This is a genomic window from Streptomyces sp. NPDC002896 (assembly GCF_040295225.1).
Classification (GTDB): domain Bacteria; phylum Actinomycetota; class Actinomycetes; order Streptomycetales; family Streptomycetaceae; genus Streptomyces.
Window position 1 is genome coordinate 107,278 of sequence record NZ_JBEOVA010000008.1, and the last position, 24,949, is coordinate 132,226.

14 protein-coding genes are annotated in these 24,949 nt (G+C 70.4%); 4 read left to right on the top strand and 10 right to left on the bottom strand.

The window, feature by feature from the left end:
* Nucleotides 1-160: 160 nt before the first annotated feature.
* The 3 genes from treS to ABT009_RS16450 form a co-directional block, all read right to left on the bottom strand.
* The gene (gene treS, locus ABT009_RS16440) at nucleotides 161-1,864 is read right to left on the bottom strand and encodes a maltose alpha-D-glucosyltransferase (RefSeq protein ID WP_351294302.1); all 1,704 of its coding nucleotides are present in this window, start codon (nucleotides 1,862-1,864) and stop codon (nucleotides 161-163) included.
* Complete coding sequence (locus tag ABT009_RS16445) at nucleotides 1,861-3,855, bottom strand: alpha-1,4-glucan--maltose-1-phosphate maltosyltransferase (RefSeq protein WP_351294305.1); 1,995 nt, start codon at nucleotides 3,853-3,855, stop codon at nucleotides 1,861-1,863. The genes treS and ABT009_RS16445 overlap by 4 nt, the downstream gene beginning before the upstream one ends.
* Before the next feature lie 423 nt (nucleotides 3,856-4,278).
* Nucleotides 4,279-5,484: a S8 family peptidase gene (locus ABT009_RS16450; RefSeq protein ID WP_351294308.1), complete on the bottom strand. Its 1,206-nt coding sequence runs from the start codon at nucleotides 5,482-5,484 to the stop codon at nucleotides 4,279-4,281.
* A 421-nt stretch (nucleotides 5,485-5,905) separates the two neighbouring features.
* Between ABT009_RS16450 and glgP the strand changes: the two genes are divergently transcribed.
* Complete coding sequence (gene glgP / locus ABT009_RS16455; RefSeq protein WP_351294311.1) at nucleotides 5,906-8,539, top strand: alpha-glucan family phosphorylase; 2,634 nt, start codon at nucleotides 5,906-5,908, stop codon at nucleotides 8,537-8,539.
* Nucleotides 8,540-8,564: 25 nt separating this feature from the next.
* On the opposite strand, the gene ABT009_RS16460 is transcribed toward glgP, so the two are convergent.
* The 6 genes from ABT009_RS16460 to ABT009_RS16485 all read right to left on the bottom strand — a co-directional run bounded on the left by ABT009_RS16460 (nucleotide 8,565) and on the right by ABT009_RS16485 (nucleotide 17,417).
* Entirely contained in the window at nucleotides 8,565-10,514 is a 1,950-nt protein-coding gene (locus tag ABT009_RS16460) for a hypothetical protein (RefSeq protein WP_351294313.1), read from the bottom strand.
* Nucleotides 10,515-10,565: 51 nt separating this feature from the next.
* Nucleotides 10,566-12,284 carry a hypothetical protein gene (locus ABT009_RS16465; RefSeq protein WP_351294316.1) on the bottom strand — a complete coding sequence of 573 codons (1,719 nt, stop codon included), beginning with the start codon at nucleotides 12,282-12,284 and terminating at the stop codon, nucleotides 10,566-10,568.
* Nucleotides 12,285-12,286: 2 nt separating this feature from the next.
* A complete protein-coding gene (locus ABT009_RS16470) occupies nucleotides 12,287-13,189 on the bottom strand; it encodes a carbohydrate ABC transporter permease (protein ID WP_351294318.1) in 903 nt (300 codons plus the stop codon).
* A complete protein-coding gene (locus ABT009_RS16475; protein WP_351294321.1) occupies nucleotides 13,186-14,097 on the bottom strand; it encodes a carbohydrate ABC transporter permease in 912 nt (303 codons plus the stop codon). The genes ABT009_RS16470 and ABT009_RS16475 overlap by 4 nt, the downstream gene beginning before the upstream one ends.
* A 117-nt stretch (nucleotides 14,098-14,214) precedes the next feature.
* Nucleotides 14,215-15,546: an ABC transporter substrate-binding protein gene (locus ABT009_RS16480; protein ID WP_351294324.1), complete on the bottom strand. Its 1,332-nt coding sequence runs from the start codon at nucleotides 15,544-15,546 to the stop codon at nucleotides 14,215-14,217.
* 500 nt (nucleotides 15,547-16,046) lie between these two features.
* Entirely contained in the window at nucleotides 16,047-17,417 is a 1,371-nt protein-coding gene (locus ABT009_RS16485; protein WP_351294327.1) for an ROK family transcriptional regulator, read from the bottom strand.
* Nucleotides 17,418-17,734: 317 nt separating this feature from the next.
* Here ABT009_RS16485 and ABT009_RS16490 point away from each other — a divergent pair, with 317 nt between their 5' ends.
* Entirely contained in the window at nucleotides 17,735-18,646 is a 912-nt protein-coding gene (locus ABT009_RS16490) for a BadF/BadG/BcrA/BcrD ATPase family protein (protein ID WP_351295006.1), read from the top strand.
* Nucleotides 18,647-18,791: 145 nt separating this feature from the next.
* Nucleotides 18,792-23,207 (top strand): glycoside hydrolase family 38 N-terminal domain-containing protein, encoded by a 4,416-nt coding sequence (locus ABT009_RS16495; RefSeq protein ID WP_351294330.1) that lies wholly within the window; start codon nucleotides 18,792-18,794, stop codon nucleotides 23,205-23,207.
* 22 nt (nucleotides 23,208-23,229) lie between these two features.
* On the opposite strand, the gene ABT009_RS16500 is transcribed toward ABT009_RS16495, so the two are convergent.
* A complete protein-coding gene (locus ABT009_RS16500) occupies nucleotides 23,230-23,724 on the bottom strand; it encodes a DUF1990 domain-containing protein (RefSeq protein ID WP_351294333.1) in 495 nt (164 codons plus the stop codon).
* A gap of 85 nt (nucleotides 23,725-23,809) precedes the next feature.
* On the opposite strand from ABT009_RS16500, the gene ABT009_RS16505 reads away from it, so the two are divergent.
* Nucleotides 23,810-24,850, top strand: a complete 1,041-nt coding sequence (locus ABT009_RS16505; protein WP_351294336.1) for a GNAT family N-acetyltransferase — start codon at nucleotides 23,810-23,812, stop codon at nucleotides 24,848-24,850.
* Nucleotides 24,851-24,949 lie beyond the last annotated feature (99 nt).

The following is a 24,949-nucleotide window of genomic DNA, read 5'->3' on the forward strand; positions in this document are numbered from 1 at the left end:
AATGCGGCAAATGCTGTGCGGCTGTGCGGGACGTGTCGGGTGAGGATGGTCCGTACGGACTCGACCGGTACGACGGAGTCGACCGGCGCGGCGCCGTACGGACTCGGTGATGGTCACAGTTCCCAGGGCGGGACGGCGGAAACCGCCCCGCCGCCCGGAACTACGAGACGCCTTCCTTCCTCAGCCGGAACCAGTAGAAGCCGTGCCCCGCGAGGGTCAGCAGATACGGCAGCTCACCGATGGCCGGGAACCGCACCCCGCCGATCAGCTCCACCGGATGCCGGCCGTCGAACGCCTGCAGATCGAGCTCCGTCGGCTGCGCGAAGCGCGAGAAGTTGTTCACGCAGAGGACGAGATCGTCCTTGTACTCGCGCAGGAAGGCCAGCACGGCAGGGTTCGACGAGGGCAGCTCCGTGAACGAGCCGAGCCCGAACGCCATGTTCTGCTTGCGGATCTCGATCATCCGGCGCGTCCAGTGCAGCAGCGAGGACGGGGACGACATCGACGCCTCGACGTTCGTGACCTGGTACCCGTAGACCGGGTCCATGATCGTCGGCAGGGAGAGCCGGCCGGGGTCGCAGGACGAGAAGCCCGCGTTGCGGTCGGGCGTCCACTGCATCGGTGTGCGCACCGCGTCGCGGTCGCCGAGCCAGATGTTGTCGCCCATCCCGATCTCGTCGCCGTAGTAGAGGATCGGCGAACCGGGCAGCGACAGCAGCAGGGCCGTGAACAGCTCGATCTGGTTGCGGTCGTTGTCCAGCAGGGGCGCCAGTCGGCGGCGGATGCCGATGTTGGCGCGCATCCGCGGGTCCTTGGCGTACTCCGCGTACATGTAGTCGCGCTCTTCGTCCGTGACCATCTCGAGCGTGAGCTCGTCGTGGTTGCGCAGGAAGATGCCCCACTGACACTTCGTGGGGATCGCCGGCGTCTTGGCCAGGATCTCCGAGACCGGGTAGCGCGACTCCCTGCGGACGGCCATGAAGATGCGCGGCATCACCGGGAAGTGGAACGCCATGTGGCACTCGTCGCCGCCGGCCGCGTAGTCGCCGAAGTAGTCGACGACGTCCTCGGGCCACTGGTTGGCCTCGGCCAGCAGGACCGTGTCCGGGTAGTGGGCGTCGATCTCCTTGCGGACCCGCTTGAGGAACTCGTGCGTCGCAGGCAGGTTCTCGCAGTTGGTGCCCTCCTCCGCGTACAGATACGGCACCGCGTCGAGCCGGAAGCCGTCGATGCCGAGGTCCAGCCAGAAGCGCAGCGCGGCGAGGATCTCCTCCTGGACGGCCGGGTTCTCGTAGTTCAGGTCCGGCTGGTGGGAGAAGAAGCGGTGGAAGAAGTACTGCTTGCGGACCGGGTCGAAGGTCCAGTTGGATGCCTCCGTGTCGACGAAGATGATCCGCGCGTCCTGGTACTGCTTGTCGTCGTCGGCCCAGACGTAGTAGTCGCCGTAGGGGCCGTCGGGGTGGGCGCGGGACTCCTGGAACCACGGGTGCTGGTCGCTGGTGTGGTTCATGACGAAGTCGATGATCACCCGCATGCCACGCTGGTGTGCGGCGTCCACGAACTCGACGAAGTCGGCGAGGTCGCCGAACTCGGGCAGGACGGCCGTGTAGTCGGAGACGTCGTAGCCGCCGTCACGCAGCGGCGACTTGAAGAAGGGCGGCAGCCATAGGCAGTCCACGCCGAGCCACTGCAGATAGTCGAGCTTGGCGGTGATGCCCCTCAGATCTCCGACGCCGTCGCCGTTGCTGTCCTGGAACGAGCGGACCAGTACCTCGTAGAAGACGGCTCGCTTGAACCAATCGGGGTCCCGCTCCTGGGCGGGTGTGTCCTCGAAGGTGTCCGGGACGGGTTCGTTGACGATCATGTTGTGGGTGACCCTCCGATCGGTGAGGACGGTCGCAGGACGGTGAAGACGTGCGCGGGCGCTCGACCCGGCTCCAGGCGCACGTAGTTCGCCCTGCCCCAGTGGTAGGTCGTCCCGGTGAGCTCGTCGCGCACCGGAACGGTGTCGTGCCAGTCCAGTCCTAGCAGCGGCATGTCCAACGAGATCGTCGCCTCCTGGGTGTGGTGCGGGTCCAGGTTGGCGACCACCAGAATCGTGTTCGAACCGCTGCGCTTCGAGTACGCGATGACCGCGTCCTGGTCCGCGTGGTGAAAATGCAGGTCACGCACCTGTTGCAGGGCCGGATTGAGGCGCCGGATGCGGTTGAGCGTGGTGATGAGGGGCGCGATGCTGTTCCCCGTGCGCTCCGCGGTCTTCCAGGCGCGCGGGCGCAGCTCGTACTTCTCGGAGTTCAGGTACTCCTCGCTGCCCTCGCGCAGCGGGACGTTCTCGCACAGTTCGTAGCCGCTGTAGATCCCCCAGGTCGGCGAGAGCGTGGCGGCCAGCACGGCCCGCACCTCGAAGGCGGGCCGCCCGCCCTTCTGCAGGTAGGCGTGGAGGATGTCGGGTGTGTTCACGAAGAAGTTGGGCCGCATATAGGCGGCGGCGTCCCCGGACAGCTCGGTGAGGTAGTCGGTGAGCTCCTCCTTGCTGTTGCGCCAGGTGAAGTACGTGTACGACTGCTGGAAGCCGATCGCCGCGAGCGTGTGCATCATCGCCGGACGGGTGAACGCCTCGGCCAGGAAGATCACATCGGGGTCGGTCCGGTTGATCTCCCCGATGACCTTCTCCCAGAACACCACCGGCTTGGTGTGCGGGTTGTCCACACGGAAGATCCGCACCCCGTGGTCCATCCAGTGCCGCAGCACCCGCACGGTCTCCGCGACCAGGCCCTTCATGTCCCGGTCGAAGGCGATCGGGTAGATGTCCTGGTACTTCTTCGGCGGGTTCTCGGCGTACGCGATGGTGCCGTCGGGACGGTGGTGGAACCACTCGGGGTGCTTCTGGACCCACGGGTGGTCGGGCGAGCACTGCAGCGCGAAGTCGAGAGCGATCTCGAGGCGCAGCTCCGCGGCAGTACGCACGAAGGCGTCGAAGTCCTCGATGGTGCCCAGGTCCGGGTGGATCGCGTCGTGCCCGCCCTCGGGGGAGCCGATCGCCCAGGGCACACCCACGTCGTCGGGACCCGCCGACAGGGTGTTGTTGGGTCCCTTGCGGAACGTTGTGCCGATGGGGTGAATGGGCGGCAGGTACACCACGTCGAAGCCCATCGCCGCGATCGCGGGCAGCCGCTCGGCGGCGGTCCGGAAGGTGCCGGTGATCGGCGGCTTCCCTTCCTCTACGACGGCGCCCTCCGAGCGCGGGAAGAACTCGTACCAGGAGCCGAACAGGGCCCTCGGCCGCTCCACCTGCAGCGGCAGCGGCTCCGATGACGTCAGCAGCTCGCGCAGGGGGTACTGGGAGAGCACCGCGTCCAGGTCGGGTGTCAGGGCCGCGGCCAGCCGGGATGCGGCCGGGCGTCCGGTGTCGCGCAGCGCGTCCACCGCGGCCAGCACGGCCTCGCGGCCGCCGTCGGCCTTGGGCACTCCCTTGGCCGCTCGCTCGTACAGCTGCGCGCCCTCCTCGAGGACGAGCTCCGTGTCCTGGCCCGCGGGGATCTTGATCCGTGCGTGGTGTCGCCAGGTGCTGATCGGATCGCTCCAAGCCTCCACCGCGTAGGTCCAGTGGCCCTCGGTGTCCGGCTTGACTGTCGCGCCCCAGCGGTCGGTGCCGGGGGCCAGCTCGCGCATCGGAGTCCACGGGCCGCTCCGGCCCTCCGGATCGCGCAGCACGACATTGGCCGCCACCGCGTCATGGCCCTCGCGGAAGACGGTCGCGGTGATCTGGAACGCCTCGCCCGCCACCGCCTTCGCGGGCCTGCGACCGCAGTCGACGAGGGGGCGGACATCCAGGACGGGGATGCGGCCGATCATGGGATCACCTGGGGGGTCTGTATGGAGGGATGTGGGCGATATGCCCTTTGCCCTTTGTATCTGTGGTGTCGACGACTGGCGCGTTGCGGGCATGGCCGCTCCTGTCCGCGTTCACTCATTCGGAGGGGCGCCGATGGCGCTCCGACTGTTTTGGTGTCAGGAGGGGGGTGGGCCGATACGAGGGTGTGAATCGGGTCTAGCACGAGGAACGGACGGCGAGGTGTCCGAGAGGTTTCTGTGTGTACCGGATGAGCCTTCCCCTCGTCCTCGGGTGGGCAATCCGGTGGAGTGTTAACTACTCGCGCGTAGATGCGCACACAACACCGGCCCCGCCGCGGAGACGGGGCCGGTGCCATGAACACGCCTTTCTCGAGGGCTTTTCCTCCCCCAGTGCCTTGAGGGCCTGGGAGGTACCCCCAGCTGCTACGGGTTGTTGACCTGGAGAAGCTTGTTGGGCGAACCGGGCAGCGCGCCGGTGACCCTGCCCGACACGGCCCGGTCGACGAGAGCCTTGCTCACGTCGGCCGGAGACGCCCAGGCGTGGTCGGCCAGATAGAGCGCGGCAGCGCCCGCAGCGTGCGGCGCCGCCATGGACGTACCGGAGAAGGTCGCCCTGCCCGTGTCGTCAGCGTACGACGCCGATGTGATGTCCACACCGGGGGCGAACAGGTCCAGTCGCGCTCCCCAGTTAGAGAAGCTCGCCCGGGCGTCCTTCTCGTCGGTCGCGCCGACCGTGATGGCCTCCTGGACCCGGGCGGGCGAGTCGAGGGACGCCGGGAGCCCTTCGTTCCCGGCGGCGACCGTGTACGTCACGCCGGACGCGACCGAGTTGCGCACCGCCGCGTCCAGCTGGGGGCTGGCGGGACCGCCCAGGCTCATATTGGCGACCGCCGGCTTGTGGGCGTGCTTCGTCACCCAGTCGATCCCGGCGATGACCTGCGCCAACGTGCCGCCGCCTGCGTCGTCGAGGACGCGCACGGCGACGACGTTCGCCTTCTTCGCCACGCCGTACTTCGTGCCGACGGCGGTGCCCGCCACATGGGTGCCGTGGCCGTTGCCGTCCTGGGCGACGGCGTCGTCGTCGACGAAGTCCCAGCCGCTGCTCGCCCGGCCACCGAAGTCCTCGTGGGTGGTGCGGATGCCGGTGTCGATGACGTACACCGTCACCCCCTGCCCCGCGGACTCCGGCCAGGTGTAGGACTTGTCGAGCGGCAGGTCGTCCTGGTCGATCCGGTCGAGGCCCCAGGACGGCGGGTTCTTCTGGTTGTGGTCGGCGGTCACCTTCGCGTCCTGGACGACCGAGGCGACCTTCGGGTCGGCCGCCAGGCGCCGGGCCTCCGTGGCGTCCGCCCGCACCGCGTACCCGTTGAGTGCCGTGCTGTAGGTGTGGCTGATTTTCGCCCCGTACTTCGATGGGATGGCCTTGCCGGCGTCCGACGGGGCCTTCGTTCCCCCCTTGAGTGTCACGATGTAGCTGCCGCTGACGGAACCGGGTGACCCGGCCCCCAGAACGCGCCCCTCCGCAGGGGCCGCATGCGCCGGCAGGGTGGCGGCCGAAAGCACCGCGGCCGTGGTGACCGCGGTGAGAGCCCCCGCCCAGCGCAGACGCTGTGTACGCGTCAGTGCCATGTCGTGAGTTCCCCTCCTCAACTCGACATGCGTCGGGCAGAGTTCAGCCGCTGGTGCTGACCTGTCGATCCCCCCGCCGACGCCACTTGGCAGCCTCTCGTGCGGTGTGAAGCGCTACAAGACCACCGGAGGGGGCGGAATCGGCCATATCGTCCGTGGCGGGCTCGTGAAGGGTGCGGAGGTTGCGGCGATTTCCGGACACATGTGCGGGACGGGGGCTGTCATGCGCGGGGGAGAGCGCCGGCCACACCCCGTGCACCGGCGGACACACTGTGCGCCGTGGTTACGGGGCTGCCGCGCCGCTACTGTCGAAGTCACGTGACATCCCTTGAGGGCCCCGTACCGTAATCACTGAGGCACCCCGACGGTGATCAACCACCTCCGCAAGAGCGGCGCCGTTCCGGCGCCAAAGAGGAGCCACGTGAAGGCCATCCGTCGATTTACCGTACGTCCCGTACTCCCCGAACCTCTCCGTCCGCTGAGCGATCTCGCGCGGAATCTGCGCTGGTCGTGGCATGCGGAGACCCGTGATCTTTTCGAGTCCGTCGACCCGGGGAGATGGGCCGACTCGCAGGGCGACCCGGTGCGGCTGCTGGGCAGTGTGCCGTCCGACCGCCTGAGCGAGCTCGCCCGGGACCAGCAGTTCCTGCAGCGGCTCGGCACCGTCGCCGCCGATCTGCAGGACTATGTGACCGGCGACCGCTGGTACCAGCAGCAGTCCGCCGAACTGCCCGCCGCCATCGCCTACTTCTCACCCGAGTTCGGCATCACCGCCGCGCTGCCGCAGTACTCGGGAGGGCTCGGCATCCTCGCGGGCGACCATCTGAAAGCGGCCAGCGACCTCGGCGTACCGCTGATCGGGGTCGGGCTCCTCTACCGGCACGGATACTTCCGGCAGACACTGTCGCGCGACGGCTGGCAGCAGGAGCACTATCCGGTCCTCGACCCGAACGAGCTGCCGGTCAGCCTGCTGCGCGAGGAGGACGGCACCCCCAGCCAGGTCGAGATCGCGCTGCCCGGCGGGAAGTCGCTGCGGGCGCACATCTGGCTGGCCCAGGTCGGCCGCGTACCGCTGCTGATGCTCGACTCCGACGTCGAGGAGAACGACCTCGGCGAGCGCGACGTGACCGACCGGCTGTACGGCGGCGGCAGCGAGCACCGGCTGCTGCAGGAGATGCTCCTCGGTATAGGAGGTGTGCGGGCCGTCCGGACGTACTGCCGGCTGACCGGGCACCCGGAACCCGAGGTGTTCCACACCAACGAGGGGCACGCCGGATTCCTCGGCCTCGAGCGCATCCATGAGCTCGCCGGGCAGGGGCTGGACGGCCCCGGCCTGGACTTCGACTCCGCCCTCGAGGCCGTGCGCGCCGGGACCGTCTTCACCACGCACACGCCTGTCCCCGCCGGCATCGACCGGTTCGACAGGGAACTCGTGGCCCGCCACTTCGGGCCCCACGCGGAGCTGCCCGGCATCGACGTCGAGCGGATCCTGCGGCTCGGCATGGAGACCTACCCCGGCGGCGAGCCGAACCTCTTCAACATGGCCGTCATGGGCCTCAGGCTCGGCCAGCGCGCGAACGGCGTCTCGCTGTTGCACGGCCGCGTCAGCCGCGGGATGTTCGCCGGGCTGTGGCCGGGCTTCGATCCCGAAGAGGTCCCCATCACCTCCGTCACCAACGGCGTCCACGCCCCGACCTGGGTCGCCCCGGAGGTCTTCCGGCTCGGTGCCCGGCAGACCGGCGACCGGCGTGCCGAGGAGGCGCTCGCGGTGGGCGGCGCGGAGCGCTGGGACACCGTCGCCGACATCCCCGACCAGGACATCTGGGACCTGCGCCGCGTCCTGCGCGAGCAGCTCGTCACCGAGGTCCGCAAGCGGCTGTACACGTCCTGGCGGCAGCGCGGCGCAGGCGCGGCCGAGCTGGGCTGGATCGACAGCGTCCTCGACCCGGACGTGCTGACGATCGGCTTCGCGCGCCGCGTCCCCTCGTACAAGCGCCTGACGCTGATGCTGCGCGACCGCGACCGGCTGATGGAGCTCCTGCTGCACCCGGAGCGCCCCATCCAGATCGTGATCGCGGGCAAGGCGCACCCAGCGGACGACGGCGGCAAGCGGCTCATCCAGGAACTTGTGCGCTTCACCGACGATCCGCGCGTGCGCCATCGCATCGTCTTCCTGCCCGACTACGGGATGGCGATGGCGACGAAGCTCTACCCGGGCTGTGACGTCTGGCTCAACAACCCGTTGCGCCCGCTGGAGGCCTGCGGCACCTCCGGCATGAAGGCGGCTCTGAACGGCTGTCTGAACCTGTCCGTCCTCGACGGCTGGTGGGACGAGTGGTTCAAGCCCGATTTCGGCTGGGCCATCCCCACCGCGGACGGCTCGGGGCTGGACGCCGACCGGCGCGACGACCTCGAGGCGGGCGCGCTCTACGACCTGCTGGAGCAGCGGGTCACGCCCCGCTTCTACGAGCGCGGCCCGGAGGGCCTGCCGGACCGCTGGATCGACATGGTCCGCCAGACGCTGACCCAGCTCGGCCCCAAGGTCCTGGCCGGGCGCATGGTCCGGGAGTACGTGGAGCGGCTGTACGCACCGGCCGCCCGCGCCCACCGTTCGATGGACCCGGAGTCGGCGCGGGAGCTCGCCGTCTGGAAGTCCCGGGTGCGCGGCGCGTGGGGGCAGGTCGCCGTGGACCACGTCGAGGTCTCGGCCGTCACGGCGACCGCGGAGCTCGGGTCGACGCTTGGTGTGCGGGTCCGGGTCCGCCTCGGGGATCTGCAGCCGGACGATGTCGAGGTGCAGGTCGTCGCGGGCCGCGTCGACTCCGAGGACCGCATCGCCGATGCGTCCGTGGTCCCGCTGAAACCCGCGGGCGGCCCTGACCTTGAGGGCCGCTGGGTCTACGAGGGGCCGCTCTCCCTGGACCGTACGGGGCCCTACGGGTACACCGTGCGGATCCTTCCCTCCCACCGCCTGCTGGGCTCGCCCGCCGAGCTCGGCCTGGTGGCGGTGCCCTCGGAGGCGACCGGGGAGGTGGCCGGGGTTCTCATGCGGTGACGGCTTGCCTGGGCCGGCCGGGGACTCAGTCCGGCCGGCGCAGCTCCAGCACCGGCTCGCCCGTGGCATCCCCCTCGGGCGGGCCGATCACCGCGGAGAACGCCTCGGTCGTGACGAGCAGACCCGCGTCGGTGCGCTCGAAGACCGGAGTGAACGGCTCGTCGGCGTGGGCGGGCCCGTAGCGGATCGCGAAGACGGTCAGCCCGGCCGGGGCGCCCGGCGCGGGCTCCGCCTCGAGAGCGGTGGTCGCTACGGTGTGGCGCCAGCCGGCGTCCGGGTTGCCGTAGCCGCGCGGGTCGGCAGCCAGCCGGAACGCGGCCTGCTCCTGGGTCAGGCCGATCGTGTCGGGGGAGTTGAAGTACGCGGAGCTGTCCCCCTCCGGCCAGGCGGGTGTGGTGACGGCGATCCGGGCGGCGCCGGTGACGGCCAGGCCGCCCGCGTGGAGGCTGCCGTCGGTGGCCAGCCGTGCCGCCCGCTCGGCGAGGTCGAGGCCCTCCACCTCCACCAGTTTCGCCAGCCGGCCGTCGGTCTCCTTCGCGTACGGCAGACCGGCTAGCAGGAACGGCTCGCCCTCCGACGGGTCCAGGTCCAGGGCGACCGTCAGCCACAGCGACGTCCCGTCGGTCACGTACAACGACTGCGTGTGGACGAGGACCTGCGCGGCGCTGACCACCGGCTTGGTGACCAGCTTCGCCGTCAGGCCGGGGGCGGCGGCGTCGCGTGTCCGCACCTCGCCCATCGGCCGCGTCAGCAGGAAGGTGCGCCCGCCGGACAGCCGTACGGCCGGTCCGATGCCGTGCTGGCGGTCGGCGGCGGCGGGCAGCAGAAGTGTGCCGGCGGCCTCGACCAGTGACGGCGTCAGCGCGTTGTCGAAGGAGACGGAGACGCGTGCGTTGCGCAGCTGATGGCGGACGGGCGAGGTGCGCGGCGCCCGGTACCAGCGCGTCGTGTCCTGGATCTGCCAGACCAGCATGAACGCGAAATGGCCGTCCAAGGCCCCGTCCGGACCCGCGGCGTGGTAGCCCCACCGGGTGTCACCGCGGTAGCGGCCGAGGTCGGCGCGGATACGGCGGCTGAAGAGCCGCATACCCAGGACCGCCTCGAAACCGGAGTGCTGCTCGCTGTAGCGCGGCCCGCCGACGTCGTAGCCGCAGGACGACAGCCGTGCGTCGATGTAGCGGGCGATCTCGTCTCCGTCGTCGGCGAACACCGCCTCGCCGCTGACCCGGTGGGCCTGGGCCAGGAAGGACAGGGAGATCGGGCCATAGTTGTTGTCGTACGCGCCCCCGTGCTCGGCGGGCAGCAGCGCGCCGCGGTCGGGCAGCCGGCGGGAGCGGATCTCCTCCGTGTACAGGCGCATGGCCGTCCCGTAGGCGCCCTCCGCCTCCTCGCGGGGGAGGTGCCGGGCGAGCATCAGGCCGCCGACCACACAGCCGATGGCCTGGTTGGTGGCGTCCTGCGGATTGAAGAAGGTGACCTCGGTGAGCCACCGCCAGTAGCCGGACGCCAGGTCCGTGAGTGCCGTCGATTGCTCGTCGGACAGCAGGCCCCGGCCGACGTCCAGCAGGTTCACCGCCTGCAGCAGCGCCCACACCGTGCTGGGCCAGTCGCCGATGGGGTGCTCGCCGTCGCCGAGGACGTAACGGGCGTACGGCTCAACGGAGTTGCGTCGGCGCAGGTTCGGGTAGCCGGGGTTGTCCGTGCGGAAGACCCGTTCCCGCAGATGGAAGTCCACGCTGCGCGAAACCGCTTCGGGGAGCCGGTCGTCCCCCGTGCGCCGCCACGCCAGCGCCAGCAGCGAGGAGACGCCGAGGGAGGTGTCGCCGATGTCGTCCACGCAGTCGGGGTGTTCGAGGTTGCCCTCCGGCGTGAGCCGGACCAGGGCCTGCTCGACGACGTCGGCGAGGACGGCGTCGTACGCCTCCGGAGTGTCCGGCAGGTCGTGCAGCGGGCCGCGCTGGTGGAGGAGGTGCACGGGTGGATCAGCCCTTCATGCCGGAGGTGGCCATGGCGTGGGTCGTCGGGGTCACACGACAGGTGCGGGCCGGCGGGCGTGCAGTGCGACGGTCAGTGTGTGCGGGCCGTGTCCACCGATGTAGACGCGGTTCCCGGTCGTCGCGTCGGTGCCGCCCACCACGGTGTAGTCCTGACCCGGGTCGTACCGTAGTACGTCGCTCCGGTCCGGCTCGGCGAGCAGTTCGCCTGCCTCGACGCCGGCCTCGACCCGGATCTCGTCGTCGCCGACCCGGTAGGTCATCGGCCCGGTCGTCAGGCACCAGCGTCCGTCGCCGATCGGTACGGCGCCCTCTGGCACGCCACCCGGCCGGAAGGTCAGTTCGAGCGCCCAGGGCACCCGTGGTCCGCTGATGTCGATCCGCAGGTCGGCACCGTCTTCCCTCAGGTCCACCTCGACGCGGGTCGTGTGTGAGACCTCGTCCCGAGGCCGGTCCGGGAAGGCCATCGCGGCCGAGAAGCGTCCTTCGTCCGCCATACGGTAGGCGCCGTCGTCCCGTCGCCGGTCCGGCGGGAGCGGCTGGTAGTAGGCGGCCGTGAGGGTTTCGGTGAGCCGGTACCGGTTGTCGGCGGGCTGTTGCATGCCGGCGGCGCGGAACGGGCCCAGGTCGAAGAACCCCCGTGAGAGGCGGACCGCGTCGAGGACGGCGTCTCCGGCGAACAGGCGCAGGAAGGTGGGATTGCAGGCGAGGCCCGAGCGGATGCGCCGGTGCTCGGGCACGTCGGAGCCGCCGTACACCACCGTGTGCGCGCCGGCCGAGGCGCGTGCGGCGAGGCGCGCGGTGGTGATGTACCGGTCGCGCGGAAGTGTCTCCGCAGCCGGTGTCGGCAGGGCCCGGCACAGGTCCGGGGTGAGGAGGGTCTCGGCGAGCAGGTCGGGGTCGTCGATGCCGCCGGTGGCCGCCAGCCGCGCCGCCCGGCTGAAGTCGCCCCGGCCGGTGCGGATCGCGAGCAGCCGGTAGTGCGGCAGATAGGGCGCCAGCGGGAACGGGTGGTTCTGGTCCTGCCGTCGCGAGTGGACGGTCTCCACCGTGCCGTCCGGCCTGATGAGGTCCAGGGTGGTGGCGAGATTGCGTTCGACGGCGTGCAGCAGGTCGGCGCGGCCGAGGACGCCGGCCAGCAGCAGCAGTGAAGGGTTGGACACGTGGGCCGCGTAGTTGGCGCTCCGTTCCGAGTACAGGCCCTCCGCGTCGATGTCGACGCCCTCGGAGAGCCACTCCTCGATGCGGTCGAGCAGCCGGTCGTCGGGGAACGACCGGTGCAGCCGGGCCAGCGCCGCGCACAGCTCCCAGCGGTGGTTCGGGGTGTGCACCCCACCGGTCAGGAGACTGCCGGAGGCGGCACCGGCGATCTCGGCGAGCGAGGCCGTGACGTCGCGCAGTTCCGGCCCCGCGCCGGCGGCGAGGACGTGCGCGTCGCACACGTCGTTGACGGTGAACGCGGAGTCCGGCGGTGACTGCACGTTGTCGCCGCCGGCGAAGAGGCCGGTGGGTGTCTGCGCGGCCCGGAGGGCGCGGAGGTGGGTCATCGCGGCGGCGATGGCCTGACTGCTGCCGTGCAGTGCCGAGTCCGGGGACCGGTACGCCGCGACCAGAGTCTTCACCCGGCGTGCCAGAGCGCGGTGGGGCGCTCCGGCGGGTTCCTCGTCGGGGTCGGCCGCCAGCGGGGCGGCCAGCCGGTCGGCGGCGCGGGCCACCGCGCGGACGAACTCGGGGTCGAGCGGGGTGGGCAAGGTCAGTCCTTCAGTCCGGCGTTGATGTCGGCGCTCATGACGTAACGCTGGAACACCAAGAAGACGGCGATCAGCGGGATCATGGAGATGACCGATCCCCCGAGCAGCACCGACCAGTTGATGTTCTGCGCCCCGACGAGGCTCTGGATACCGATCTGCACGGTGAACTTGTCGGGGTCGTTGAGCATCAGCAGCGGCCAGATGTAGTCGTTCCAGCGCCACTGGAACGACAGGATGGCGAGCGTCAGCATGATGGGCCGGGAGATCGGCACCATGATCCTCAGGAAGATCGACAGTTCACGCGCGCCGTCGATACGGGCGGCCTCGATGAGCTCGTCGGGGACCGTCAGGAAGAACTGACGGAACATGAAGCATCCGGTCGCGGTGAGCACGGCCGGGAGGATGATGCCGCCGAACGAGTTGTAGAGGCCGAGGTCGCGGACCACCAGGAACTCCGGGGCGAGCATGACCTCGGACGGCAGCATCGTGGTGGCCAGGATGCAGATGAAGAAGACCTTGAGCCACTTGTTGTCGTACTTGGCCAGCGCGTACCCGGTGCAGCAGCTGGCTCCCACCGTGAGGATCGTCGTGATCACGCACACGATGGTCGTGTTGATGAAGTACTGGGAGAAATTGGCGCTGTCCCACGCTGCCTTATAGCCCGACAGGGTGGGGTCGTGCGGAAGCACCGTCAGCGGAAGGGAGAACAGGTCTCCCGCCGGTTTGAAGGAGCTGAGGACGAACCACAGCACCGGCAGCCCGTAGAGGGCCGCCAGGATCCACAGCAGTGTCGTCGCGGGTACCGCGCGCCGAAGCCCACCGCCGCCCCCGCTGCGGGGCCGCCTCTTGGAAAGGGCCCGTACGGAATCGGCTTTGACCGGACGCGGCGTGTCTGTGGTTGTCATCGGTTCTCCATCCGCCGGTTGACGATCAGCTGGATGATCGCGACGGCCATCAGGATGAGCATGAGCACGAACGACGCGGCGCTCGCGTAGCCGATCTGGCCCGTTTTGAAGCCGGTTTGGTAGATGTACTGGACGAGCAGGTTGTTCGACGTTCCCGGTCCGCCGTTGTTGAGGGCGAGGAAGAGCGGGTATTCCTTCATCGCGTTGATCGTGTTGAGCAGGATGACGATGAAGGAGGTGGGCGCGATGCTCGGCAGTGTGATGCTGATGAACTGGCGCCAGGGGCCCGCGCCGTCGAGCGAGGCCGCCTCGTAGTACGAGGTGGGCACGTTCTTGATCGCCGCGATGAACAACAGCATCGAGAAGGCCGTTCCCCACCAGGCGCCCGCCATCACCACCACGCCCAGCGACAGGTCCGCGTTCGACTGCCACGCGATCGCATTCCCGCCGAGCTTCTCGATGACGTAGTTGATCAGTCCGAAGTTCTCACCGAACAGCCACCGCCACAGGACACCCACGACGATGGGCGAGATGAGCCACGGGACGAAGAAGATGACACGGGCGACCGACGCGCCCTTGGCCTGCTTGCTTACCACCAGGTTGGCGACGAGCAGCGAGAGCACGAAGTTCAGCGGAACGACGAGCACGGTGTACAGCAGCGTCCGGGCCAGCGCGTCGTAGAAGGTGGAGTCCCCGAACAGGTTCTGGTAGTTGTCCAGTCCGACGAACTGGAACGCCCCTACGCCCGTGTAGTTCGTGAAGGAGTAGACGAGCCCGATCACCGCCGGCCAGACGAAGAACAGCGAGAAGAGCACGACATTGGCCGCGATGAGCACGAGCGGCGCAAGGGTGTACTTACTGCGTCTCCTGGGCGGGCTCGCGGACACGTCCGAGGCGCGTTTTGTCATCTTCCTGACTCCGTGCTGGTGGAATGGATTGCGGTGGGCTCACGCCATGAGCCCGGCATCACGTGGGCGCCCAGGGCCGGGCGGCGGTGTCTCGACCCCGCCGCCCGGCCCTGTGGCCTATGATCCGCCGCCGACCTGCTGGTTGTAGCCGGCCACGATGTTCTCCAGGGCCTCGTCGGCCGACTGCTGGCCGTTGATCGCCTTGCCGAGCTCCGTCTTGGTCGGGTCCTCGGTGAGGCTCTTGCCCTTCAGCACCCAGTTCGTCTGCGCGGTGTTGAAGTAGCCGGAGATCGGGGCGTACAGCGGGATCTCCTCGTTGTACAGCTTGAACGCCGCCTGCGCCGCCTCGGACTTGAAGGGGTACTCCGGGTTCAGACCGCTCTCGACGGGCAGGAACCCGGACGCCTCACACAGCTCGCGGTAGTGGTCCGGCTCGTACAGCCAGGACAGGAACTTCTTCGCGGCGGTGGCCCCGGCGCTGTTGTTGTTGAAGCCCACCGTCATGCCGCCGCTGTTGACGTCACTGGCCTGGACCGGCTCGGCGGGGGTCGGGACGCTCGCCCAGTCGAACTTCTTGATGCTGTCCGCGAAGGCGGGAACCTGCCACACGCCGGACCAGTAGGCGACCACGTCACCGCTCTGGAACATGGCCGACGGGTCGGCGCCGCTGGTCCACACCGACTTCGGCATGGTCTTGTCGTCGTTCAGTCCGACGAAGTACTTCACGGCCTTCTTGGTCGCGGCGTCCACCGAGAACTTGCCGGAGGAGTCCGCGTGGACGTACTTCCCGCCGAGCTCGTACACCATGGCGCGGAGCCGGGACGGCGACTGGTCGAACGTCAGGGAGTACTTGGCGCCGGTCTTCTCCCGGACCTTGTCCGCCGCCTTGATGAAGTCCTTCCAGGTCCAGGTCTTCTGGGGCGAGGTCGGGAAGGAGACGCCGGCCTTCTTGAACAGCGTCTTGTTGATGAACAGGCCGGACGCGGTGACGTCCGAGGGGATGGACAGCACCTTCCCGGACGAGTCCTTGGCGAGGAAGTTGGCGTTGATGTTGTTGCTCTTGTTGTTGGCGATGGAGCTGAGGTCGATCAGCTTGCTCGACCAGATCGGGTCCAGCGCCGGCACGGCCGCCACGTCGGGCAGAGAGTTCGCCTGCGCGGCGTTGTGCAGCTTCGTCGAGTATCCGTCGTAGGGGATGTTGACGAGCTTGACCTTGACGCCGGCTTCCTTCTTGTACTGCGCCACCAGCTTCTTCCAGCCCGCATCCTGCCCCGGGACCGTGGAAATCCAGAACGTCAGCGACTTGGCGTTCCCGCCCGAGTCGGACCCCGACCCCCCGCAGGCGGAGAGCAGCAGGGCACCTGCCGTGGCCACGGCAGCGAGGGGAACCACGCGGCGTATGCCGCCACGGCCGAGTCGGCGTGAGCGCCGCACACCCAGACTGATCATCTTCGATCCCTTTTCGTCGTAGCGGACCGAGCACGGCGACGGCGCCGGCCGCTGGTAGTAGCAGGTCCCGGTTTCCTATCCCTGCGATTGAGCGCTTCCGCGGGCCGCGGCCTCGCCCGGCCGCACCGCTTGAGTGGGTTGAAGGTCCCGGTTCACTCGCTGCCTCGCAGCGGGGGTACGAGCACGCCCTCGTACGGGACACCTCACCCGAACCGGAGTCCCGCCGGTTGTGGTAAGCGCTTGCCCGGGACCCTGACAGATGGGGCGGGGCGGCGTCAATGTCCTGTCATAGTGCCGAGGGTCACGGTTCGGACTCGCGGCTTCCGCAAAGGACCAGGGCGTCGGGGAGGTACGGGCTACGGCCGCCGGCCGAGGCGCGGGCTGGGGGCGTGCAGCGCCGTGGCCGTGGCCGTGGGGCGTGGTGCGCGGGGGGCGGGCGGGCGTGGTGGGGCTGGGTTCAGGGCGGGGGGCCATGGGTCGCGGACCAGGCCGGGCCGAGGTCAGGCCGGGGCGCCGTCGGTCACCGCCCGGACTCCGTGGGCCACGGCGAGGCGGGTGGCGCCCACCACCGTGCCGCTGCTGCCGAGCACACTGGACACCACCTCGGTGGGCCAGCTGAGGCGGTCCAGCTCCGCCCGGGCACCGGGCAGGAGCTGCGGGTTCGCGCCGATTCCGCCACCGAGCACGATCAGGCCCGGATCGAGTACGGCGGTCACGGCCGCGGCCAGCCGGCCGACTTCCGCGGCGTGGCCGTCGACCATACGGCGCGCGGTGGGGTGGCCGGCCGCGGCGAGCGCGAAGAGCCGCTCGGCCGACTCAGGGCGATGTCCGTCGTCCGCCTGCCAGGACGCCTCGGCCCGGCACAGCAGCGAGCGGGCGCCGACGTACTCCTCCAGGGCCTCGGGGTGCGCACGCTGTCCGTCGGCCCACGGGTAGGGCAGCCGGGCCACCTCGCCGGCGGCACCGTTCGCGCCGCGCAGCACCTGGCCGCCGATCACGATGCCCAGGCCGATGCCGTAGCCGACCTGCAGATAGCCGAAGCTGTTGCGGCCGCGCGCGGCACCTTCGTGCAACTCGGCGAGCGCGGCGCAGTTGACGTTGTTCTCCACATGGACCGGTACGCCCTCGGGCAGCCCGAGAGCGTCGAAAGCGGCGGCGATACGGGGGGTTGCGGGGCGGGGGCCGGGGCCCGGGCCGGAGTCCGCGCCCTCGCTGCCGGCGGCGGGGGCGGCGGGGGCGGCGGGGGCGGCGGCGACGTCGGGGACTGCGACGACGGCGGCGCGGAGCCGGCCCGTGCCGGCGCCCGTGCCGGCCAGCTGATCGAGGACGGACCGTACGGCGTCGGCCGGTCCAATGCCGTCGTCGGTGGTCCGGACGGCGAGGACGGTGCCGTCCAGCGCGCAGCCCCGTACCTCGGTGTGAGTGGAGCCCAGGTCGATGGCGAGCACCGTTCCCGCGGCGGGGCCGAGGCCGTAGACGGCGGCGGAACGGCCGGTGTTGCCGTGCGCGGTGCCCGAACGGGCCGCGAGACCGGCGGCCTCCAGCTCGGTCATGGCGGCCGAGACGGTGGGCTTCGACAGACGGGCGAGCTCGGCGAGCCGCGGGCGGGTGGCCTCGCCGGACTCGGCCAGCACGGCGAAGACGGCTCTGGCGCTGTCGGTCAGCGACGGGGTGCGGGCAGCCGGGATGCCGTTGTCGCGGTTCGCGCCCGCACCGCGCCCGCCGGCTGCGCCTCGGTGGCGGTGGTCGCTTCCGTCGTCCGGGGCACGCTTCTCGCCTGTGGCGTGCCTGTCATCTGTGGCCTGCCTGTCGCCTGTGGCGTGTCTGCTGCCTGCGGCAGCGTTTCTGTCGCCTCTGGCGCTGAAGATCATGTGTGGTCCCTGTGGCTGGTTGTCGACGACGCTGTTCTGGCCGGCCGGCGATGAGGCCCTATCGGCTTTCTGCGGTCCCTTGACGCAGCCTACTTCGTTAGTTAATTTCCTAACGAACCCGTGGCGTACGCCCGCCGCGCTCACCGAGGTCCGTCCCGGGGCCTCCCGACCGACCATCCTCGTCCGTAGAACAGTTGACCCTGTCACGGTTCGCCCGCCGTGCGCAGCACGTCGTTACGCGGCTGCTGCGATGCGAACAAGGCGAAAGAGGCTCCGTGCAGGACTCCACACCATCCGCGCAGGACTCCACCGGGTCCATGCAGGGCGGCCCCGCACCACTCGTCCCACTCGTCGTCGGCATCGACGTGGGTGGTACGAAGACCCATCTCCGCGCCTGCTCGGGCACGGATGTCGTCGTCGACACCGTCCGCCCGAGCAGCGGCTGGCGGCCGCACGATCCCGGTGAGGCCGCACAGTGGCTCGCCGGGCTCCTCCGGGAGGCCCTGCCCGCAGACGCCAGACCCGCATCCGTCGCCGTCGGCGCGCACGGCTGCGAATCCCCGCGTCAGGGCGCTCTCCTCCAACAGGCGCTCGGCGCCCATCTCGACGTGCCGCGGCGCATCGCCAACGACGCCGAACTCCTCGTCCCCGCCCTCGGTCTCAAGCAGGGCGTCGGTCTGGTGGCGGGGACCGGCTCGGTCGCCGTCGGGCACCTCGCCGACGGGACGCTGGTCCAGGTCGGGGGCTGGGGCGCCGTCCTCGGCGACGAGGGCAGCTCGGCCGGGCTCGTGCGCGAGGCGGCACGTGCCGTCTGCGCCGCGCACGACCGGGGCGATCCTCCCGATCCACTCGCCCGCGGACTGCTCGCGGCCTTCGGGGTGGTCGAAGTCCCGGCGATCGGCGCGGCGCTGGAGTCCGCGGCCGACGTGTCGGCGGACTGGGGCCGGCACGCCGACGCCGTTTTCAGCGCCGCCGCAGCCGGCTCAGGCCTCGCCCACGACGTGATCGCCGCGGGAGGGCGGGCGCTGGCCGCGCTCGTGACACGGCTCGCCGACCGCGGGGCCGCCGTGGACGACGTCGTCGTGGCCGGCGGAGTCATCCTGAACCAGGCCGCCCTCTACAGTGCACTCGATGACGCGCTCGGCCGGGAACTCCCCGGCACTCGACTGCACCCGCTGCGGGTGCCGCCCGTCGAGGGTGCCGTCGAACTGGCCCGCGCTCTGCTGTAGCCCGCCGCCCGGACGCACCCCCGCCGGACGCACCCCACACACCCCCGCCGGACGCACCAGCCGCAGGGCACACCGCCCATGACGTACGACCGGTGACCAGCCGCCTTCGATCAGCCCGTACAGCCACCGAAAGGCCCACGCCAGCATGCGGATCAGCGACGTCCGGTCGACCGATCTCTTCGTCGGTACGCAGCAGTCCTCCCGCCAGGTCGTACGCGTCACCCTGCAGGGCGGGACCGGTCCCGTACGGGTCTGGGTCGAGGGACCGACGGTCAGCACACCGCAGCCCGAGCTGATTGCCGCACCCGGTCCGAGGCGGGAGGCCGTCGCCGAGGTCGGGGTCGTCTTCTCGGCCCCGGCCGCCGCCGGATCGGTGCACCGGGTCACCGCGATCGCGGAACGCGCCGACGGCTCCGGAGCCGACCGCTGCACCGCCGAGGCCGCCGTCACGGCTGAGGACACCGGCTGGACCATGTGGATGGTCTCCCACTTCCACTACGACCCGGTCTGGTGGAACACCCAGGCGGGCTTCACCGAAGTCCGCCACGAACTGCCCGATCTGCCCTGGGTGGACCGGCTCCGCCCGCCCCATGTGCGCAGCGCCTTCGACCTCGTTCGAGCCCATCTGGACTCGGCGCGGCACGACGACGACTACCGCTTCGTGCTCGCGGAGATCGACTATCTCAAGCCGCACTGGGACGCCTTCCCACGCGACCGGGCCGACCTGCGCCGCTTCCTGCGCGACGACCGGATCGAACTGGTCGGCGGCAGCTACAACGAGCCCAACACCAATCTCACCCACCCCGAGTCGACGATCCGCAACACCGTCTACGGCATCGGCTACCAGCGCGATGTGCTCGGCGGTGATCCGCGCTCCGGCTGGCTCCTCGACGTCTTCGGTCATGACCCCGCGCACCCCGGGATCATGGCCGACGCCGGACTCGACTCCAGCGCCTGGGCGCGCGGCCCCTTCCACAACTCCGGGCCGATCGGGCACGCGGGGGACATCGCCCGCATGCAGTTCCCCAGCGAGTTCGAGTGGATCGCGCCCAGCGGCCGCGGCGTCCTCACCCACTACATGGGAGCGCACTACACCGCCGGCTGGGCCATCCACCGGACCGACTCGCTCGACGCCGCGATGGCGGCCGCGTACGAGCAGTACGCCCAGTTGAAGAAGGTCGCCGCCACCCGCAATGTGATGCTGCCAGTGGGCCACGACCACAACGTGCCGTCCCGCTGGTGCACCGAGATCCACCGGGAGTGGGCCAAGCGCTATGTCTGGCCGCGCTTCACGATGGGGCTGCCGCGGGACTTCTTCGCGGCTGTGCGCCGTGAGGCGGGGGCGGCGCCTTTCCTGTCCCCGTCTCCGTCCCCTTCGCGTACGACGGGGGTGATCACGCCGAAGGCCGGGCCGAAGATCGCGCCCCAGACCCGGGACATGAACCCCGTGTTCACCGGCAAGGACGTCTCGTACATCGACACCAAGCAGGCGCAGCGGGCCGCCGAGACAGCCGTACTGGACGGGGAACGGCTCGCCGCCCTCGCAAGCCTCTTCGGCGAGCGCTTCCCCAGCGAGGCACTCGACAAGGCCTGGCGCCTCCTCGCCTACGGGGCGCACCACGACGCCGTCACCGGCACCGAGTCCGACCAGGTCTATCTCGACCTGGCCGACAACTGGCGCGAGGCGTACGAACTCGGCGACCGGGTGCGGACGGACGCGCTGGAACAGCTCGCCGCCCGCACCGACACGCGCGTTACGCACACGCCGGGGCGACCCCTGCTGGTCGCGAACGCCCTCTCCTGGGAACGGGACGGCCTGGTCACCGTGGACCATGCGGCAGGTGCCGAGGTCCGGGACGAGGCCGGGCGGCCCGTCCCCTCGGTCGCCGACGGCTCCGCTCTCTCCTTCCTCGCCCGGGGCGTCCCCTCGCTCGGCCACCGCGTCTATCAGCTCGTCGAGCCCGAGGCGTCCACCGAATCCGGACCGGACACCGAATCCGGACCGGACACCGAATCCGGACCGGCCACGGAATCCGGACCGGCCGCCGCCGACTGGGCCCTCGTGCCCGAGGCCACGGCCATCGAGAACGAGAGCTTCCGGATCGAGGCCGACCCCACCCGCGGCGGTGCCCTGAACCGCATCACCGATCTGCGCACCGGCCGCGAACTCCTCCGCCCGGGCGGCCTCGGCGCCGAACTGACCGTGCAGGACGAGTACACGACCCACCCCGTCTGGGGCGAGGGGCCCTGGCATCTGCTCCCCAAGGGGCTCGGCACGGGGACCGGCACCCGGCCCGCCACCTCCGTACGCGTCGAGCACTCCGCCATCGGCGCGCGGATCACCACTGAAGTACGCCTGGACACCTTGCGGTTCACTCAGACGGCCACCCTCCTCCGCGGCAGCTCCCGCATCGACTTCCGTACGCGCGTGGACGGCTCCATCGGCGAGGACCGGCTTCTGCGGGTCCGCTTCGATCTCGACCTGCCTGGCACCCTGCCGGTCTCCGAGGTCGGATTCGCCGCGATCGGGCGGCCTTTCGGCTTCCCCGAGGCCGACACCGCCGAGCACCTGTGGACGCTGGACAATCCCGCACACACCTGGGCCGGGCTCTCCACGACGGCCCGTATCGCTCTGCATCCGGCCGCGCACCCAGCCCTGCACCAAGACGCGAACACGTCTCCGCACCCAGCCGCAGATCCGGCCGCCGGCCCCGCCCCCACCGGAACGCTGTCGCACGCCATCGGCGTCGCCGAAGTGATCGCCCCCGAAGACCACGATGTCCGCCCCCTCCTCGCCGCTCTCGTCGCCCAGGGTGTGACCGCCACCTGCACACGCCCGGACGGCCCGCGCCACGGCTCGCTCGACGCGGACTCCAACCTCCCCGACATCAGAGTGGCACCCGGCACTGACAACGCCTTCGCGGAACGCGTCCTGGCCGCCACCGGAGCGGACGAAGTCGCCTACCGGGCGGCGCTCGCCGCCCACGGCCGCGTCTTCGTGCCCGCCGCCCGCACCCGCCGCGAAGCCTGGGTCCCCGGTGCCGACCTGCGCGGCACGCGCGACCTGCCGGTTCTCATCGTGCGCGACCCCGGCACCCTCACCGCCGACCTCTCCGACGCGGTCGTCGACATCCCCGTACCCGACGGTCTGCCCACCACGGCCGAGCCCGCCGACGACTACTCGGCCGCCCTGATCAACCACGGAACGCCCGGTTCCGTGGCCACCGCGGACGGCACCCTCTACCTCTCCCTGATGCGTGCCTGCACCGACTGGCCCAGCGGCGTCTGGCTCGACGGCCCGCGCCGCACCGCACCCGACGGCAGCAGCTTCGCCCTCCAGCACTGGACGCACGACTTCCACTACAGCCTCGTCGCGGGCCCCGGCGACTGGCGCCAGGCCGGCTTCGTACGCGCCGGGCGCGAGGCGAACCATCCCCTGCTCGCCCTGCCCACCACCCCCTCCGAAGGAGAACTCCCACCCCGCACCTCGCTCCTGACCGTCGAACCGGCGAACGTCGTGCTCTCCGCACTCAAACCGCGCGGCAACCCCATGGCCTCCGGCCTCCCGGGCGACACCGACCCCGCCACCGACGGCCTGGTCATGCGCCTGTACGAGTCCGAGGGCCGACCGGTGACGGCGCGGGTCCGCCTGTACGGCGGATTCACGTCCGGCGAGGCCACGGACCTCCTGGAACAGCGCACGGTGCGACCGCTGACGGCCGGCGAGGACGGTTCGCTCAGCATCGGCCTGACGGCGGCGGACGTCGCGACGATCGCGGCCCGCCCGGGCATGTCCCGGCCGCACCGGCCGACCTCGGACCCCGATGGCATCGGCCCGGCCCACGAACCCGTCCAGCCGGTCTTCACCCGCTACTGGCTGCACAACACAGGCCCGGCCCCCATGGGTTATCTGCCCGTCAGCATCCGCCTCGAGAGCCGTGAGGGCCTCGATACCGGTACCGGTATCCGCGAGCAATCCGTCCGCATCACGGTCGCCACCTCCGCCCTCCCCGCCAGCGGCAGCGTCCGGCTCGGCATCCCCGACGGCATCACCGTGGCAGCGCACGCGCCACTCCGATACGACGTGGCCCCCGGCGAGTTCGCGGAATTCGATGTCACCGTTCGCCCGGAGAAGGAGGCCGCCCCGGGCACGTACTTCCTGACGGCCCAGATCCTCGACGGCATCGGCCAGGTGCTGGAGGACGCGCTGCCCGTCACCGTCGGCGGAAGCACCCCTGTCGCCCCCTTCGACATCGACCTCTCACACCCCTCCCCGGACCGCCTCGTCCTGCGCCTGACCGGCCACGCGCTGAGCGAGGTCCGCGGCGAGGCCCGCATCATCAGCCCGTACGGCACGTGGGGCGCTCCCGGCGACGCCGTCGCGATCACGCCCCGAGTCCAGGGATTCACCGTGTCCCCGGGAGCCGTGACGGAACTCCACTACGCCGTCGCTCACCACCGCCGGACCGGCGGCAGCGGCGACTGGTGGGCGCTGGCCAAGGTCTCCGCCTTCGGCACGGTCCAGTACTCAGCCGCGGTGCCCGTGGCGGCGACTCCCTGACGGCCGAGTGACCCTCTTCCGACTACCCGGAACCGCAGATGCGGCGCACCACCGCACCACACCGCCGGGCGTAGGCGCGCTGGAGGACCCGGATCAGCGGGCCTCCCGCCCGCACCCACCGCTTCGCCGGGCGGCTGAACACCGTCACCGTCAGCCAGACCGTGCCGTCGTCCGTCCGTTCCACGACGAACGACTCCTCGCCGCACTCGGGATGTCCGGGCAGCGTCCCGTACGCGAAGCCCGCGCGGTCATCCTCCTCGACCGTCCAGACCACGCGGCACGGCGCCTTGATCCGCCCCAGGCCGACCGTCACGTCCACGCCGGGCCTCGCGGCCTCCGCGGCCGCGTCGATGCTGACGCCGACGGCCCGGTGCATCTGCCATGACAGGACCGCCCGCGCCGCTGTACGAAACACGCCCACGCCCTCGCCGACCCGGGTCCGCACCCTCAGGGGGTGGAACCCGTTCGGGCACCTGCCCTCACGGGTCGCTCCCACGTCCTCGTAGGTGAAGGCCATGGGTACAGCGTAGGCCGGGGTCCACCCCACCCCGCGAGGCGCCGGCGCTGAAATCCCGAACTGCCCTATAGGGGCGGTAAGTTGAGTGCGTCAAACGAAGTGCGAGATCACCCACGGGGAGCTCATGGGCACGGAGCGGGTCGAGGCGATCGAGATCGTGCGAGCCGGCGAGGCTCACTTACCGGACATCCTGGCGTTGGCGGACTCCCGGAGGCTCAACGCCACGGACCCGGAGCGCGCGGGGCGCGAGGGCTTCCTCGTTTCGGACTACAGGCTGGAGCACTACCGGGCCAGGCTCACCACCGCCGAACACTTCTGGGTCGCGGTCAAGGGCACCGAGGTGCTCGGCTTTCTGCTGGCCTACAGCGACCAGCGCATCGAACCGGACGAATGGCTCAACCACCGCATCAAGACCACGCTGGGCGCCTTCCTCGTCATCAAACAGATCTGTGTTTCGCGCTCCTCCGCGCGCACGGGAGTCGCCTCCCGGCTCTACCACCACGTTCTCGAGCAGTGGCAGGACACCCCGGTGATCGCCGCGGTCGTCACCGAGCCGTACAACGCGGCATCGACGCTCTTCCACCGCAAGCTCGGCTTCGAGGAACTGACACGGCTGACGCCGCCCGACGGCAAGCAGCGGATGGTGTGGGTATGGCGCAAGCCGCGGGAGGCGATGCTCCAGGCGCAGTACGCGGTCGCCATCGACCTCTACAAGCACGAGGACACGACCAACTGGCACAAGCTGAACAACTTCTTCTACATCACGGCCGGTCTGGCCGCGGCGCTCGGGTTCTCCGTCAGCCAGGACACGTCGGCGTCCGGGTCCATGGAGTCCACGGCGCACAGCCTCGCTGTGATCATCACGATCATCGGGCTCGCCTCCTCCGTCGCCTTTTCGCAGATGCTGCGCTTCGGCCGCCGCTATCTCGACGCCCGCAAGCGGGCCGCCATGGAGCTCGAGGAGTACATGGCGTGGCACGGCGGGCAGCGGATCGTGGGCCGTGAGGTGGCCGAGGACGGTAACGACTGGCTCAGGACGTCGCCGACAGGGCTCATCATGATGCTCCTGCCGGTACTGGTGGCGCTCTGCTGGACGGCGATGCTGGGCGTGCTCATCGTCAACTGATCCCCGGACTGCACGCCGCGGATTCCAGGCCATGTGAATTCTTGGGGGACGTTGGGACGGCGGCGCCCCGGGGGTTTCCGGCTCGGGAGGGGGCTCCTC